13 protein-coding genes are annotated in these 15,396 nt (G+C 72.4%); 5 read left to right on the top strand and 8 right to left on the bottom strand.

Annotated elements, in window-relative coordinates:
* Positions 1-130: 130 nt before the first annotated feature.
* Positions 131-1,234, top strand: coding sequence for an alpha/beta hydrolase (locus tag ACGFI1_RS32540; protein ID WP_392735036.1), 1,104 nt, complete (start codon positions 131-133; stop codon positions 1,232-1,234).
* Between the two features lie 12 nt (positions 1,235-1,246).
* Here the strand turns inward: ACGFI1_RS32540 and ACGFI1_RS32535 are convergent, their stop codons facing one another.
* Entirely contained in the window at positions 1,247-1,837 is a 591-nt protein-coding gene (locus ACGFI1_RS32535; protein WP_392790948.1) for a MarR family transcriptional regulator, read from the bottom strand.
* 45 nt (positions 1,838-1,882) lie between these two features.
* On the opposite strand from ACGFI1_RS32535, the gene icmF reads away from it, so the two are divergent.
* Both icmF and ACGFI1_RS32525 read left to right on the top strand, forming a co-directional pair.
* A complete protein-coding gene (gene icmF / locus ACGFI1_RS32530) occupies positions 1,883-5,110 on the top strand; it encodes a fused isobutyryl-CoA mutase/GTPase IcmF (protein ID WP_392790945.1) in 3,228 nt (1,075 codons plus the stop codon).
* A complete protein-coding gene (locus tag ACGFI1_RS32525) occupies positions 5,107-5,877 on the top strand; it encodes a helical backbone metal receptor (RefSeq protein ID WP_392735031.1) in 771 nt (256 codons plus the stop codon). Before icmF ends, ACGFI1_RS32525 begins: the two co-directional genes overlap by 4 nt.
* Here the strand turns inward: ACGFI1_RS32525 and ACGFI1_RS32520 are convergent.
* The 5 genes from ACGFI1_RS32520 to ACGFI1_RS32500 all read right to left on the bottom strand — a co-directional run bounded on the left by ACGFI1_RS32520 (position 5,874) and on the right by ACGFI1_RS32500 (position 11,132).
* Positions 5,874-6,464, bottom strand: a complete 591-nt coding sequence (locus ACGFI1_RS32520) for a TetR/AcrR family transcriptional regulator (protein WP_138637766.1) — start codon at positions 6,462-6,464, stop codon at positions 5,874-5,876. The two genes, ACGFI1_RS32525 and ACGFI1_RS32520, sit on opposite strands and share 4 nt — an antisense overlap.
* The gene (gene fabG / locus ACGFI1_RS32515) at positions 6,448-7,203 is read right to left on the bottom strand and encodes a 3-oxoacyl-ACP reductase FabG (protein WP_386865480.1); all 756 of its coding nucleotides are present in this window, start codon (positions 7,201-7,203) and stop codon (positions 6,448-6,450) included. The genes ACGFI1_RS32520 and fabG overlap by 17 nt, the downstream gene beginning before the upstream one ends.
* Before the next feature lie 14 nt (positions 7,204-7,217).
* Complete coding sequence (locus ACGFI1_RS32510; protein WP_138637764.1) at positions 7,218-8,369, bottom strand: acyl-CoA dehydrogenase family protein; 1,152 nt, start codon at positions 8,367-8,369, stop codon at positions 7,218-7,220.
* Positions 8,370-8,455: 86 nt separating this feature from the next.
* Positions 8,456-10,279: a substrate-binding domain-containing protein gene (locus ACGFI1_RS32505; protein WP_392790942.1), complete on the bottom strand. Its 1,824-nt coding sequence runs from the start codon at positions 10,277-10,279 to the stop codon at positions 8,456-8,458.
* Between the two features lie 490 nt (positions 10,280-10,769).
* On the bottom strand, positions 10,770-11,132 hold the full coding sequence (locus ACGFI1_RS32500; protein ID WP_138637762.1) for a DUF3099 domain-containing protein: 363 nt from the start codon (positions 11,130-11,132) through the stop codon (positions 10,770-10,772).
* 69 nt (positions 11,133-11,201) lie between these two features.
* Between ACGFI1_RS32500 and ACGFI1_RS32495 the strand changes: the two genes are divergently transcribed.
* Positions 11,202-11,414, top strand: coding sequence for a dodecin (locus ACGFI1_RS32495; RefSeq protein ID WP_138637761.1), 213 nt, complete (start codon positions 11,202-11,204; stop codon positions 11,412-11,414).
* Between the two features lie 224 nt (positions 11,415-11,638).
* On the opposite strand, the gene ACGFI1_RS32490 is transcribed toward ACGFI1_RS32495, so the two are convergent.
* Positions 11,639-13,018 carry a metallopeptidase TldD-related protein gene (locus tag ACGFI1_RS32490; protein ID WP_387070055.1) on the bottom strand — a complete coding sequence of 460 codons (1,380 nt, stop codon included), beginning with the start codon at positions 13,016-13,018 and terminating at the stop codon, positions 11,639-11,641.
* A 5-nt stretch (positions 13,019-13,023) separates the two neighbouring features.
* The gene (locus ACGFI1_RS32485) at positions 13,024-14,523 is read right to left on the bottom strand and encodes a TldD/PmbA family protein (protein WP_392735025.1); all 1,500 of its coding nucleotides are present in this window, start codon (positions 14,521-14,523) and stop codon (positions 13,024-13,026) included.
* 166 nt (positions 14,524-14,689) lie between these two features.
* Between ACGFI1_RS32485 and ACGFI1_RS32480 the strand changes: the two genes are divergently transcribed.
* Positions 14,690-15,394: a beta-ketoacyl-ACP reductase gene (locus tag ACGFI1_RS32480; protein WP_138639995.1), complete on the top strand. Its 705-nt coding sequence runs from the start codon at positions 14,690-14,692 to the stop codon at positions 15,392-15,394.
* The last annotated feature ends 2 nt before the right edge of the window (positions 15,395-15,396 follow it).

Here is a 15,396-nt window from a genome sequence, read left to right as displayed (position 1 = left end):
CTCCTCGCGACACAACGGATGTGAGCCGCAGCATAAGGGATCGTTCTCCCCGCACCCGGAAACGGGTGCCGCCGCCGGATCCCGCCCCCTACGATCAGAACCCGGTTCGGTAGCGCGGAGGGGTCCCCGGATGGGCGAGATCGTCAGGGAGTTCGTGGGGCTGCCGTCGCCCCTGGCCGGCCGGGCGGGCGCGGGCGGCCATCCGTGCCAGGGCGTCTACCACCGGCCCGCCGGGGCCCCGCCGAGGACGGCGTTCATCGCGGCGCACTACAACGTCGACTTCTCCGAGCACTACCTGGCCGAGCACCTCGCCGCGCGCGGCTACGGCTTCCTCGGCTGGAACACCCGCTTCCGCGGCAACGAGGCGTTCTTCCTGCTCGACCACGCGCTGGCCGAGATCGGCGAGGGCGTGCGGTGGCTGCGCGAGCGGGCCGGCGCGGAGCGGGTCGTGCTGCTCGGCAACTCCGGCGGCGGCTCCCTGATGGCCGCCTACCAGTCGCAGGCGGTCGAGCCGAACGTCGCGCCGGTCGCCGGGATGCGCCCGGTCGCCGCGATCGAGGACCTGCCCGCCGGGGACCTGTTCATCGCCCTGGCCGCGCACTCCGGCCGCCCCGAGGTCCTCACCGCCTGGATGGACCCGTCGGTCACCGACGAGACCGACGCCCTGTCCGCCGACCCGTCCCTCGACCCGTTCAACCCCGAGAACGGCCCGCCCTACAGCGCCGAGTTCCAGGCCCGCTATCGCGCCGCCCAGCGCGCCCGCAACGAGCGCATCACCGACTGGGTGCTCGCCCGGCTGGACGCCCTGAAGGGCACTCGGGCCCGCGACGCCCTGTTCAACGTGCACCGCACCTGGGCTGACCTGCGGATGATCGACCCGGCCATCGAGCCGTCCGACCGGGAGCCCAACCGCTGCTACCTCGGCGAGCCGGCCAGGGCCAACTACGGGGTGTTCGGCATCGGCTCCACGTGCACGCTGCGCACCTGGCTGTCGATGTGGAGCCTGCGCACCTCGCAGTGCACCGCCGCGCCGCACCTCGCGCGCGTGAGCGTCCCGTCGCTGGTGATCCACGCCACCGCCGACGAGTGCGTCTACGACAGCGACGCCCGCGCGATCTTCGACGCCCTCGCGGCGTCCGACAAGACCCTGGACCACATCAAGGACACCCACTACCTGCCGGACTCGCGCCCCCGCGCGGCCTACCTCATCGACGCCTGGGTCCGCGACCACTGACCCCGCGGGACGTCACTCCGGCGCGCCGTCGCCGGGATCGCCCGAGGGGAGGTCGCCCGGGGGGAGGTCGCCCGAGGGGAGGTCGCCGGCGCAGACGCGGACGGGCCGCAGCGCGGCGGTGATCTCGGTGGCCTGCCCGGCGGGCAGGTCGGCGATGCCGAAGCCGGACTCGTTGAGGGCGGCGGTGGCCTCCTCGGCGAGGTCGCGGCCGGCGGGGGTGATGGTGGCGAGGACGACGCGGCGGTCGCCGGGGGAGGGGCCGCGGCCGACGAGGCCGCGCCGCTCCAGGCGCCCGATCACGTTGGTGACCGAGGCGGGGTGCACCATGAGGCGTGTGCCCATCTTCCCCATGGGAAGGGTCCCGGTGCGGGCGAAGGCGAGGAGGCGCAGGGCCTCGTAGGCGGCGAACGTCAGCCCGTAGGGCTTGAGGACGGCCTCGATGCGGCTCAGCAGCAGCTGCTGGGCGCGCATCACGGAGGTCACGGCCGCCATGTGGTCGGCGTGCTCGGGCCAGCGGGCGCTCCACTGGCGGTGGGCCTCGGCGATGGGGTCGGGGGTGTCGGGCACCGCAACACCGTATGCCGTCTTGACGTGTTCGCGCACGGAAACTATTTTAACTTCCAAATATTGGATGTCCAAAGTTTGGTGGTGGGGTCGGTGACGGGGGAGCTGCACGCGCCGGTGCACCCGGTGCGGTTCGTGACCGCGGCGGCGCTGTTCGACGGCCATGACGCGGCCATCAACATCATGCGGCGCATCCTGCAGTCGCAGGGCGCCGAGGTCGTGCACCTGGGCCACGACCGCTCGGTCCGCGAGGTCGTCGACGCCGTGCTGGAGGAGGACGCGCAGGGCGTGGCGGTCAGCTCCTACCAGGGCGGCCACGTCGAGTACTTCGAGTACCTGTCGCGGAGCCTGAAGGAGGCCGGCGCCGAGCACGTGAAGGTGTTCGGCGGGGGCGGCGGCGTGATCGTCCACGACGAGATCGCGCGGCTGTCCGGGGCGGGCGTGCGGATCTTCTCGCCGGAGGACGGGCAGCGGCTCGGCCTGCCCGGCATGATCAACGAGCTGGTGCGCGACTGCGACACCGACCTCGCGGCCGAGCCGGTCCCGGCGGCGGACGTGCTCGCGGGGGAGCGGCGCGCCCTGGCGCGCGCCATCACCTGCCTGCAGGCCGGCAAGCTCCCCGACGACGACCGCGCGCGGCTCGCAGAGGCGGCGGCCGCCCGGCGGGTCCCCGTGCTCGGCATCACCGGCACCGGCGGCTCGGGCAAGTCGTCCCTCACCGACGAGCTGGTGCGGCGGTTCCGCGTCGACCAGGGCGACCGGCTGCGCGTCGCGGTGCTGGCCGTCGACCCGACCCGGCGGCGCGGCGGCGGCGCGCTGCTCGGCGACCGGATCAGGATGAACTCCCTGGACGGCGACCGCGTGTACTTCCGCTCGCTGGCCACGCGCGGCGCGCGGGAGCTGCCCGACAACATCGAGGACATCGTCGCCGCCTGCAAGGCCGCCGGGTACGACCTGGTGATCCTGGAGACGCCCGGCATCGGGCAGGGCGACGCCGCGATCGTCCCGCTGGTGGACGTCTCGCTGTACGTGATGACGCCGGAGTTCGGCGCCGCGTCCCAGCTGGAGAAGATCGACATGCTCGACTTCGCGGACGTGGTGGCGATCAACAAGTTCGAGCGGCGCGGCGCGGCCGACGCGCTGCGGGACGTGTCGCGGCAGCTCGTCCGCAACCGGGAGGCGTTCGGGCAGAAGCCCGAGGACATGCCCGTCTTCGGCACCAGCGCCGCCACCTTCAACGACGACGGCGTCACCGCGCTGTACCGGCACCTCGGCGGGCTCCTCGGCGAGCACGGCCTGGAGCTGGCGGACGGCGGCCTGCCGGACGTCGCGACGAAGGTGTCCACCGGCGCCGCGACCGTGATCCCGCCGGGCCGGGTGCGGTACCTGTCCGACATCGCCGAGACCGTCCGCGACTACCACGCCGGCACGGTGCGGCAGGTGGCGGCGGTGCGGCGCGTCCAGCGGCTGGACGAGGTGCGCGCCGAGCTGACCGAAGCGGGCGAGGTCGAGGCGCTGCTGGAGAAGGCCCGCCGGGACGTCGAGCCGGGCAGCGCCGAGCTGATCGAGGGCTGGCCGGCCGTCGTGGAGTCCTACTCCGGCGACGAGCAGGTCGTGAAGATCCGCGACAGGGAGCTCCGCACGGCGCTGACCCGCGAGTCGCTGTCGGGCAGCCGCATCCCGCGCGTCGCGCTGCCCCGCTACACCGACCACGGCGAGCTGCTGCGGTTCCTGCGCAACGAGAACCTGCCCGGCAGGTTCCCGTTCACCGCCGGGGTGTTCCCGTTCAAGCGCGACAACGAGGACCCGGCCCGCATGTTCGCGGGCGAGGGCGACCCGTTCCGCACCAACCGCCGCTTCAAGCTGCTGTCGGAGGACCAGCCCGCGACCCGGCTGTCCACCGCGTTCGACTCGGTCACCCTGTACGGGCGCGACCCCGACGAGCGCCCCGACGTGTACGGCAAGGTCGGCACGTCCGGGGTGTCGATCGCGACGCTGGACGACATGAAGGCCCTCTACGACGGGTTCGACCTGTCCTCGCCGACCACGTCGGTGTCGATGACGATCAACGGCCCCGCGCCGACGATCCTGGCGTTCTTCCTCAACACCGCCATCGACCAGGGCCTGGACGCCTTCTACGAGGAGCACGGGCGCGAGCCGTCCGCGGAGGAGGCCGCGCGGATCCGCGCGCGCGTGCTGTCGACCGTGCGCGGCACCGTGCAGGCCGACATCCTCAAGGAGGACCAGGGGCAGAACACCTGCATCTTCTCCACCGAGTTCTCGCTGCGGATGATGGGCGACATCCAGGAGTGGTTCATCGCCAACGGCGTCCGCAACTTCTACTCGGTGTCGATCTCCGGCTACCACATCGCCGAGGCCGGGGCGAACCCGATCAGCCAGCTGGCGTTCACGCTCGCCAACGGGTTCACCTACGTCGAGTCCTACCTGGCGCGCGGCATGGACATCGACGATTTCGCGCCCAACCTGTCGTTCTTCTTCTCCAACGGCATGGACCCCGAGTACAACGTCCTCGGGCGCGTGGCCCGCCGCATCTGGGCCGTCGCCATGCGCGACCGGTACGGCGCCAACGAGCGCAGCCAGAAGCTGAAGTACCACGTGCAGACGTCGGGGCGCTCCCTGCACGCGCAGGAGATGCACTTCAACGACATCCGCACGACCCTGCAGGCCCTCATCGCCGTCTACGACAACTGCAACAGCCTGCACACCAACGCCTACGACGAGGCCGTGACCACGCCGACGGCCGAGTCGGTCCGGCGGGCGCTGGCCATCCAGATGATCATCAACCGGGAGTGGGGCCTGGCGATGAACGAGAACCCGCTGCAGGGCTCGTTCATCATCGACGAGCTGACCGACCTGGTCGAGGAGGCGGTGCTCGCCGAGTTCGACCGGATCAGCGAGCGCGGCGGCGTCCTCGGCGCGATGGAGACCGGCTACCAGCGCGGCCGCATCCAGGACGAGTCGATGCTCTACGAGCAGCGCAAGCACGACGGCTCCCTGCCGATCATCGGGGTGAACACGTTCCGCCCGGCCGAGGGCGGCGACGGCACCCCGCAGAAGATCGAGCTGGCCCGCGCCACCGAGGACGAGAAGCGCTCCCAGCTGGAGCGCGTCCACGCCTTCCAGGGCGCGCACCGCGACGAGGCCGAGACCGCCCTCGCCGCGCTGAAGGACGCGGCGCGCGCGGGCGAGAACGTCTTCGCCGTGCTGATGGACGCGGCGCGCGTGTGCAGCCTCCAGCAGATCACCGACGCGTTCTTCGAGGTCGGCGGGCAGTACCGCCGCAACATATGACGCTCCGCGACGACACCGGCCACCCGGTCCCGGTCCCGGACCGGGTGCGCCGCGTCGTGTCGATCGTCCCGTCCCTGACGGAGACGGTCGCGGTGAGCGCGCCCGGCCTGCTCGCCGGCGCCACCGACTGGTGCACCCGCCCCGAGGGCCTGGACGTGCCGCGCGTGCGCGGCACGAAGAACCCCGACCTGGACCGGATCGCCGGGCTGCGGCCCGACGTCGTGCTCGGCAACACCGAGGAGAACCGGCCCGCCGACGTCGCGGCGCTGCGCGCCGCCGGCGTCCCGGTCTGGATGACGGAGATCCGCACCGTGGACGAGGCGCTGGCGTCGCTGCGCCGCATGCTCGCGGAGGCGTGCCGGGTCCCGGTGCCGGGCTGGCTCGACGAGGCGTCCCGGGTCTGGTCGGCGGTGGTCCCGCGGCGGCGGCGCGCGGCCGTCGTGCCGATCTGGCGGCGGCCGTGGATGGTCGTCGGCCGCGACACCTTCACCGGCGACGTCCTGTCCCGGCTCGGGGTGTCCAACGTCTACGCCGGCCACCCCGACCGCTACCCGAAGATCCCCCTGGACGAGCTGAACGCCGCCGGCGCCGACCTCGTCGTGCTGCCCGACGAGCCGTACCGGTTCACCGCCGACGACGGCCCCGAGGCGTTCCCCGGCCTGGACGTCGCGCTCGTCGACGGGCGGCACCTCACCTGGTACGGCCCGTCGCTCGTGGACGCCCCGGCGGCCCTCGCCCGGCAGCTCGCCGCGGCCCGGGCGTACTAGCCGTCCCGCCGCGCGAACATGGCCTCCACGCAGCCGGCCATGCGCTCGTCCAGCTCCTCGGCCGGCAGGCCGATCTCGCGGGCGAGGTGCTCGCGCAGCAGCGTGTACCCGTAGATCGTGGACGCGATCGCCGCCTGCACGGCCTCCACGTCCGCGACGGGCAGCTCGCCCCGCCCGGCCTCGGCGGCGAGGTCGGCGCGGCCCGCGCCCCGGTTCAGCAGGACGCGGGGCCGGTCGTCGCCGTCCAGCACCAGCAGCGTCGCCAGCCGCACCGGCTCGGGGTTGCGCAGGCTCGTCCAGAACAGCCGGGCGAGGCGCTCGCGCAGCGGCAGCCCGGCCGCGTCCACCGCGTCCTCGGCGTTCGGCCGCGACCGGTGGAACAGTGCGGAGCGCAGCAGCGACCGCCGCGACCCGAAGTACTGGTAGACCAGCCCGCGGTTGACCCGCGCCTCGTCGGCGACCTGCCGCAGGTTCAGCCCGGCGAGGACGCCGCCGCGGCGCAGCAGCGCTACCGCCGCCGCCCGCAGCGACTCCTCCGTGGCCTCCCGGTCCCGGCCGCGGGCCGCCGCCTCACGCGCGGGGACCACCCGCCACGTAGATCACCTGGCCGGACACGAACGAGGCGTCGTCGCTCACGAGGAACGCGACCGTCCCGGCGATGTCCTCGGGGACGCCGACGCGGCGCACCGGGATCTCCTTGGCGGCGGCGGCCTTGAAGTCCTCGAAGTCGACGCCGACGCGGGCGGCGGTCGCCGCGGTCATCTCCGTGGCGATGAACCCGGGCGCGATCGCGTTGGCGGTGACGCCGAACTTGCCCAGCTCGATCGCCAGGGTCTTGGTGAACCCCTGCAGGCCCGCCTTGGCGGCCGAGTAGTTGACCTGGCCGCGGTTGCCGAGCGCCGACACCGACGACAGGTTCACGATCCGGCCCCAGCCGGCCTTGGTCATGTGCTCCTGCGCGGCGCGGCTCATCAGGAACGAGCCGCGCAGGTGCACCGACATGACCGAGTCCCAGTCGTCGTCGGACATCTTGAACAGCAGGTTGTCGCGGGTGATGCCGGCGTTGTTCACCAGCACGACGGGCGGGCCCAGCTCGGCGGCGACGCGCGCCACGGCGGCGGACACCGCCGCGGAGTCGGCGACGTCCACGCCGACGGCGAGGGCCGTCCCGCCCTCCTTCGCGATCGCCTCGACGGTCCCGGCGCACGCGGCCTCGTCGAGGTCGCAGACCGCGACGGCGAAGCCCTCCCGCGCGAGCCGCGCGGCGGTGGCGGCGCCGATGCCGCGCGCCGCGCCGGTGACGATGGCGACCCTGGTGCCTGTCATCTTCACTGCCTCCGTCAGACCTGGATGTCCTTGGCGATGATGGTCTTCAGCACCTCGCTGGTGCCGCCGTAGATGCGGGTGACGCGGGCGTCGGCGTACAGGCGCGCGATCGGGTACTCCAGGATGTAGCCGTAGCCGCCGTGCAGCTGCAGGCACTTGTCGACGACGCGGCCCTGCACCTCGGTGCAGAACAGCTTGCAGACGGCGGCGTCGGCGGGGGTGAGCTCGCCGGCGTCCAGCGCCTCGATGCACCGGTCGACCAGGGAGCGGGCCGCCTCGACCTCGGTGGCGCACTCGGCGAGGACGAACTTGGTGTTCTGGAACGACGACACGGTCTTGCCGAAGACCGTGCGCTCCTGCACGTACTTGCGGGCGAACTCGACCGCGGCGGCGGCCGAGGCGTAGGAGCTGGTCGCGATGCCGAGCCGCTCCTCGGCCAGGTTGTGGGTGAGGTACTCGAAGCCGCGGCCCTCCTCGCCGAGGAGGTCCTCGACGGGCACCCGGACGTCGGTGAACGACAGCTCGGCGGTGTCGGAGCTGCGCAGCCCGATCTTCTCCAGCTTGCGGCCGACCGCGTAACCCTCGCTCTTGGTGTCGACGGCGAGGATCGACAGGCCCGCGCGCCGGTTCTCCGGCGTGGCGGGGGACGTCCGCGCGACCACGAGCACCCGGTCGGCGAGGACGCCGCCGGTGATGAACGTCTTGGCGCCGTTCAGCACGTAGTGGTCGCCGTCGAGCCTGGCGGTGGTCTGCATGCCGGCGAGGTCGGACCCGGTGCCGGGCTCGGTCATCGCGATGGCCGTCATCATCTCGCCGGACACGAACGGCGGCAGCCAGCGCTTCTTCTGCTCCTCGCTGCCGTACTTCAGCAGGTAGGGAAGGACGAGGTTGACGTGCACCCCGTAGCCGCCGAAGCTCACCCCGGCGCGGGCGCACTCCTCGGAGACCACGGCCTGGTACTTGAAGCTGGTCTCGCCCGCGCCGCCGTACTCCTCGGGCACCTGGATCCCGAAGACGCCGAGCTCGCCGAGCTTGGTGTAGAACTCGCGCGGCGGGTGGCCGGCGTTCTCCCAGTCCTCGTAGACCGGGACGACCTCCGCCTCGATGAAGGCCCGGATCGTGTCCCGGAACGCCTCGTGGTCCTCGTTGAATACGGTGCGGCGCACGCCGTGGCCCCTCTCCTGTGCCGGGGTGCAACTAACGGAACGCTAACTTAACTCGAATGTAGTTCTAGAATCAAACACAGACGAGGTCAGCAGTCCGGTTCGCAGACGCGCCGCGAGACGGCCTTGAGGAAGATGCCCTGGATCTGCCCGGGCGTCTCGGCCACGTAGGCGTCGCCGTGCGTGACCTGCGCGATCTGCCGCAGCTCGTTGACGTCGACGCCGCGCCCGTAGCCGAGCATGTTGACCTGGACCGGGCGCTCCGGGTCGTACTCGCGGCGCATGTGGTCGAGGGTCTCCGCCAGGGACGGGCCGCCCGGGTCCTCGTTCCGGCCGTCGGTCCACAGCAGCACCGAGTTCACGTACTCGGGCTTGTAGGTGCGCTTCATGTAGTCGAAGGCGGCCATGACCGTCTCGTACAGGCCGGTGTCGCCGTGCGGCTTCACCCGGATCCGCGCGAACGCGCTCAGCACGAGCTGGCGGCGGGTCGCCGAGCCGAGCCGCTCGTCCAGCGGCCCCACGCTCACCAGCTCCCGCCAGTCCCGCCCGTCCTCCAGCCCGGTGGAGAAGATCCACTGGCCGAGCTCGCTGTCCTCCGGCAGCAGCGACAGCCCGCCCTGCGCGGTCCGCACGGTGGACTGCAGCCGCGTCACGCCCGGCGCGACCGGCTCGTCCATCGACCCGGACACGTCGATGATGCTGAGCATCCGGATGCTGAGCGACAGCTGCGCCCACGACTGCATGATGCGCCGCACCTCGGCGGCCGGCACGGCCGGAAGCGCCTGCGGCGACGCCGCACCACCCGGCGCCCGGAACCCGAGCCGCTGAACGTCATCGCGAACGTCCTCGCCCGACAGCTCCCGCCACAAGAGCCGCGCCGCACGGGCTTTGCCCGGGGCCAGTACGGCGACGGGATGGTCGAGGTAGACGGTCCCTTCCGCCGGATGCACCGCGACCACCGGCGCGGCGGGACGCCGGGAGTTGTAGGCGCGCACCGCCTGCTCCGGCGCGAGCGCGACCGGGTACCGGTCGGTCGCGCCGCTGCCGAACGCGTCGAACTCGGCCTTGACCGAGACCGCGACGCCCTCCCGAATCGTCCGCACCACACCGGTGAACCCGGCGGAGCGATCCAGCAGAGTGTTCGCCAGCACGAGCGTGCCCATCCCCGTGGCAGTGCGGTCGGGGTCGGGAACCTGCAGCCGCAGCAGCCGCGGCGGGATCACCGAGTCACCCGGGGCGCCCTCAGCGGTCCCGGCCGAGGCGAGCAGCTCGGTCCACGAGGGCCGCGCCGGCGCCCCCAGATTCCGCAACTGCGTGGAGAGCCCACGCGGCATCGCCACCACGATCGGCGTGGTGGCGATGCTCCCGAGCACGGCGGGCCCGCCACCGGCGAGCCCGATCCACAACGACGAGTCGGGAATCCAGACGTCGGGCCGCTCGGTGACCCCGGCGACGCCCTTGCCGGACAGCAGCGTCGCGACGGCGGCCGGGTCGGTGGCGCGCACCCGCGCGCTGACGCAGCGCCCGTCCAGCTTGTGCCGGGCGTCGTTGAACCGCCTGGCGGTCCGGACGACCGCAGGAGCGACGTCCGGCGCGGCCGCCACACTGACCGTGACCTCTTCGGAGCACCCGCCGCCCGCACCGAACGCGTACGCGGCCGCCCCGGTCAGCAGCACCAGCCCGACGGCCCCCGCCAGCGGCCCTAGCAGCACACCACCGACCCGCCGCGGCCCGGCCTGCCGCCGCCGGCCCGTCCTGGCGGCCGCGTGCGCAGGCCCGGCGGGCCGTGGCCGCTCGGCGCGCACGACGGGAGGCCCGCTGGGCTCCGAGACGCCGAGGAAGACGTAGGGGATGCCCCCCGGCTCCGTCGAACTCCGGGGCGCCCACTTGGGCACGTCGTCGTGTCCGCTCATCGCCGACCTCCGTCTCCCGGCCACCGCGCCGATGAGACACATAACCCATCTGTCTCACTCGGAATCAGCTGTGATGTTCGTCTCATCAGCGTGATCCGTCAAGGGGGCCCGGTCAGCAGTACGCACGCGGTCGCGGAACGGATCGGTGCGAACACGCCCTCTATGGGCGGAAAGTTCGGAGAGTCCGGGTTTCGGCCGCTGGCCGGACCAGGCCACCAGCGGGCCTTGCCGTTCTCACCCGGATGTGCGTGGCCCCGACCTAGCGGGCAAAGGCGAAGTCATGACAGCGTCTGCCGCGAACCGGGGAACTCCCAGGAAAAACCCCGGACATTGAAAAGCGGCGCCGGGTGGATACGGGGGCAATCCACCCGGCGCCGCATCATCGGTGTTCCGACGGGGGCCCGGAACACCGGCACGGGCGCTCCGACGGGGGACCAGAGCGCCGGTACAAATCGTACACCGAAACCCCCCGCGGTTAGTCAAGAGAATGTCACGACCCGATTTCCGGTCGCTGTCCGGAATCCGGCTTCTGTCCGCGCTCCGAGCCCCCCTGCCGGAGCTCCGGCCGCGTCGCGTCCTGGAAGGACGCCGACGCGGTGGGCTCGCGCCCGCCGTTGGCGATGACGACCGCGATGTAGGGGAGCAGCAGGGCGCCGACGACCATGAGCATCGCCAGCCACCATGGCGCGCCCGCGACCGCGGCGACGACCGCGCCGACGAAGCAGACGGTGCGCACCCCCATGGAGATCAGGTACCGGCGCTGCCGGTGGCCGATGTCCTCCGACATGGGGCGGGGAGCGTCGGTGACCGTGTAGACCGCCGGCTCCCGGTGGTGGCGGGGATTGACCTTCACATTTCCACGGTAAGCCCATGGAGTCCGACCTGCGACGGCAGTACGGGTCAAAACATGGGAGTGAACGAGATGACCGATCGCACGTACCGGGTGACGGAGATCGTGGGAACCTCCCCGGAGTCCGTGGAGACCGCCATCCGCAACGGCGTCCGCCGGGCCGCCCAGACCCTCCGCCACCTGGACTGGTTCGAGGTGCGGGAGGTCCGCGGCCAGATCGAGGACGGCGAGGTGGCGCATTTCCAGGTGACGATGAAGGTCGGCTTCCGCCTGGAGGACACCTGACCCCCCCGAAGATCAGTCCGCACACCCCCCCGACTACGGGAGGTTCGCGCACACCCGCAACCAACCGGGGGAAGGCCGCAGGCCAAGGGGGTGTAGGGGGAACCCCACCAGGGGGCGTGGGGGGCTGGCCCCCCACCGGGGTGGCCGGAGCCTGGAGCGAGCGCCAGCGAGCGCAAGGCACCGGCCACCCCGCACCGGGGGGCGTGGGGGGTCGCCCCCCACACCTAAGACGCCTGAGAGACGGTCGACATGTTGAAGTCGCCCACCCTCAGCGCCGGCATCGCCGCCCGGTTGAAGTAGTCCGACCATTCCCGCGGCAGTGTCGCCGTGGTCTCGCCGATCTCGGCGATCCGGGACAGCAGGTCGACGGGGCTCTCGTTGAACCGGAAGTTGTTGACGGCTCCGACGACTTCGCCGTTTTCGACGAGGTAGACGCCGTCGCGGGTGAGCCCGGTGAGCAGGAGGCTCTGCGGGTCGACTTCGCGGATGTACCACAGGCAGGTGAGCAGCAGCCCGCGCTCGGTGCGGGCGACCATCTCCTCCAGGGTGGCGCCGCCGTCCGGCCCGACCAGCGCCAGGTGGTCGATGGCGGGGGTGACGGGGAGCCCGGTGCGTGCGGCGGAGTGCCGGGTCTGGGTGAGGGAGGTGAGTTCCCCGTCGCGGATCCAGTCGGTGGCGGTGAGCGGGAGCCCGTTGTCGAAGACGGACGATTCGCGGCCGGAGGCGTGCGCGACGACGAACGGGCTGCTCTCCATGCCGGGCGCGGCGGGGTCGCTGGACAGGGTGACGGGCAGGCTGGCGAGGCGTTCGCCGACGCGGGTGCCGCCGCCGGGGGCGCTGAACACGGTGCGGCCGTCGTGGGCGTCCTGGGCGCCCGCGGACCAGTAGAGGTAGATCATGAGGTCGGCGACGGCGGACGGCGGCAGGATCGTCTCGTACCGCCCGGCGGGCAGGTCGACGCGCCGTTCGCCCCAGTCGAGCCGCCGCGCGAGGTCGGCGGTGAGGGCGGGGACGTCGACGCCGGTGAAGTCGCGGGTGCCGACGCCGGCCCAGGCGGAGCCGCCGGCGCCCTTGGCGTTGAGTTCCAGGAGCCCGGTGGGCTGGTCGTGGCGGAGCCGCAGCCCGGCGGAGCTGCCGAGGAACGTCGAGGTGAGGACGTGGTTGGCGAATCCGTAGAGGCGGCGGTCGGCGGACTGCGCGGCGGCGAACGCCTCGCCGAGCGCGGGCGCGAGGCCCTCGAACACGCCGATGCCGGTCTCGGCGGGGTCGTCGTCCCAGCCGGACGCCCCGGCGGGGCCTTCGGCGACGAGGGGCGCGGCGTCCTCGGCGGGTTCGTTGCCGGCGGCGTCGGCCTCGGCGGCGCGGACGAGTTCCTCGATGCCGCCGGCGCCGACGGCGGACCGGGACACGACGCCGGCGGCGACGCCGCCGGCGGTCTCGCGCAGGGCGATGACGGTGAGCCGGCTGGAGCGGGTGACGCCGTTGGTGGTGAGGGTGTTGCCCGCCCACCGCAGGTTCGCGGTGCTGGTCTCGTCGGCGATGACGATGCAGTCGTCGGCGCGGGACAGCGACAGGGCCCGTTCGACGGCCTCCTGCGGCCGCATGGTGGTCACTGGCCGGCCTCCTTCAGCGTGTTGAGGATGTTGACGCCGCGGAACAGCGCGGACGGGCAGCCGTGGCTGACGGGCGCGACCTGCCCGGGCTGGCCCTTGCCGCAGTTGAACGCGCCGCCGAGCACGTAGGTCTGGGGGCCGCCGACGGCTTCCATGGAGTTCCAGAAGTCGGTGGTGGTGGCCTGGTAGGCGACGTCGCGGAGCTGCCCGGCGAGCCGCCCGTTCTCGATCTTGTAGAAGCGCTGGCCGGTGAACTGGAAGTTGTACCGCTGCATGTCGATCGACCAGCTCTTGTCGCCGACGATGTAGATGCCGCGGTCGACGCCGGAGATCAGCTCGTCGGTGGAGGGGCCGCCGTCGGCGGGCTTGAGGGAGACGTTCGCCATCCGCTGGATCGGCATGCTGGACGCGGCGTCGGCGAACGCGCAGCCGTTGGAGCGGGCGGCGCCGGTGAGGCGGGCGATGCGCCGGTCGGTCTGGTATCCGGTGAACAGGCCCTCGGTCACGATGTCGAAGGACTGGGTCTGCACGCCCTCGTCGTCGTAGCCGATGGTGGCCAGGCCGTGTTCGGTGGTGCGGTCCCCGGTGATGTTCATGACCTTGGACCCGTACTGCAGGGCGCCGAGCTTGTCGGGGGTGGCGAAGGAGGTGCCGGCGTAGGCGGCCTCGTAGCCGAGGGCCCGGTCGAGTTCGGTGGCGTGCCCGATCGACTCGTGGATGGTCAGCCACAGGTTGGAGGGGTCGACGACGACGTCGTAGGAGCCGGGGTCGACGGTCGGCGCGGCGAGCTTCTCGGCGAGCATCTCGGGGATGCGGGCGAGTTCGCCGTCCCAGTCCCAGTGGTCCCCGGTCAGCCATTCCCACCCGTATCCGGCGGGCGGCGCGACCGTCCGCATGGTGTCGAACAGCCCGCCGGCGATGCCGACGGCGTTGACGACGGGGTGGAGGCGGACGCGCTGCTGGGTGGTGACGGTCCCGGCGAGGTCGGCGAAGAACTTGTTCTCCTTGACCTGCAGCAGGGTGGCGTCGACGTGGTCGACGCGGTCGTCGCCGAGCAGCCGGCGGCTCCACCCGGCGAGCAGCGCGACCTTGTCGCCGGTGGGCACGTCGAACGGGTCGGTCTCGTAGGACGACACCCAGGTCCGCTCGCCGTGGACGGGTTCGGGGGCGAGTTCGATGGGCTCGCGGTTGACGGGCCTCGCGACGGCGGCGACCTCGACGGCCTGCGCGGCGACGCGCGCGGCCCCGTCGGGGGTGAGGTCGATGCCGGCGGCGAAGCCCCAGGTGCCGTCCTTGACGACCCGGACGGACAGGCCGACGTCGTCGGCGTCCAGCGCGGTCTCCAGGGCGGCGTCGTGGAGCCGGAGGGTCTGGCTGCGGATGCGTTCGAGGCGGAAGTCGGCGTGCTCGGCGCCCAGCTCGCGGGCCCGGGTGAGGGCCGCGTCGGCCAGCGCGCGGAGCGGCAGCGCCGTGAAGGCGGGATCGATGTCATGCACCTTCCGCAACCTACCCGCCGCGCCCGCGCGGGGCCGAGAACAAATGCGGGTCGCGGGTTCTTGTCGGTTCGGCACATCCGCAGGGCGCGGTGGGGGCCGCTAGGGTCGTGCCCAGTCTTCCGAGTACGAACGTCTTCTGAGCACGCAAGTCGACGAGAGGGTCCTGATGAGTCGCTCTGTCCTCGTGACCGGCGGTAACCGGGGCATCGGCCTCGCCATCGCCCGTGAGCTGTCCGCGGCGGGCGACGCGGTCGCCGTCACCTACCGGTCGGGGGAGCCCCCCGAGGGGCTGTTCGGCGTCCGGTGCGACGTGACGGACGCCGAGGACGTCGACGCGGCGTTCGCCAAGGTCGAGGCCGAGCAGGGCCCGGTCGAGGTGGTGGTCGCCAACGCGGGCATCACGAAGGACACGCTGCTGGCCATCATGAGCGAGGAGACGTTCACCTCCGTGCTCGACACGAACCTGACGGGTTCGTTCCGGGTCGCGAAGCGGGCCGTGAAGGGCATGATGCGCAAGCGGTCCGGCCGGATCGTGCTGGTGTCGTCGGTCGTGGGGCTGATGGGGTCGCCGGGGCAGTCGAACTACGCGGCGTCCAAGGCGGGCATGGTCGGGTTCGCCCGGTCCCTCGCCCGCGAGCTCGGCTCCCGCAACATCACGGTCAACGTGGTGGCGCCCGGGTTCGTCGACACCGACATGACGGCGGTGCTCAGCGAGGACCAGCAGAAGGCCATCACCGCGGCGGTCCCGCTCGGGCGGATCGCGCGGCCGGAGGAGATCGCGAAGGCGGTGCGGTTCGTCGCGAGCGAGGACGCCGCCTACATCACCGGGGCCGTGATCCCGGTCGACGGCGGACTGGGAATGGGGCACTGACG

The organism is Actinomadura geliboluensis (genome assembly GCF_043197915.1).
In the GTDB taxonomy this organism is placed as follows: Bacteria; Actinomycetota; Actinomycetes; order Streptosporangiales; family Streptosporangiaceae; genus Spirillospora; species Spirillospora geliboluensis.
The sequence above is the reverse complement of the archived record's forward strand: the minus strand, read 5'-3'. Positions and strand labels throughout refer to the sequence as shown.

Coding starts and splice junctions, on each gene's coding strand:
- fabG (WP_386865480.1), bottom strand. CDS start 7,203: ATGACAGGCACCAGGGTCGCCATCGTCACCGGCGCGGCGCGCGGCATC.
- ACGFI1_RS32525 (WP_392735031.1), top strand. CDS start 5,107: ATGACGCTCCGCGACGACACCGGCCACCCGGTCCCGGTCCCGGACCGG.
- ACGFI1_RS32540 (WP_392735036.1), top strand. CDS start 131: ATGGGCGAGATCGTCAGGGAGTTCGTGGGGCTGCCGTCGCCCCTGGCC.
- ACGFI1_RS32480 (WP_138639995.1), top strand. CDS start 14,690: ATGAGTCGCTCTGTCCTCGTGACCGGCGGTAACCGGGGCATCGGCCTC.
- ACGFI1_RS32505 (WP_392790942.1), bottom strand. CDS start 10,279: ATGAGCGGACACGACGACGTGCCCAAGTGGGCGCCCCGGAGTTCGACG.
- ACGFI1_RS32490 (WP_387070055.1), bottom strand. CDS start 13,018: ATGCGGCCGCAGGAGGCCGTCGAACGGGCCCTGTCGCTGTCCCGCGCC.
- ACGFI1_RS32495 (WP_138637761.1), top strand. CDS start 11,202: ATGACCGATCGCACGTACCGGGTGACGGAGATCGTGGGAACCTCCCCG.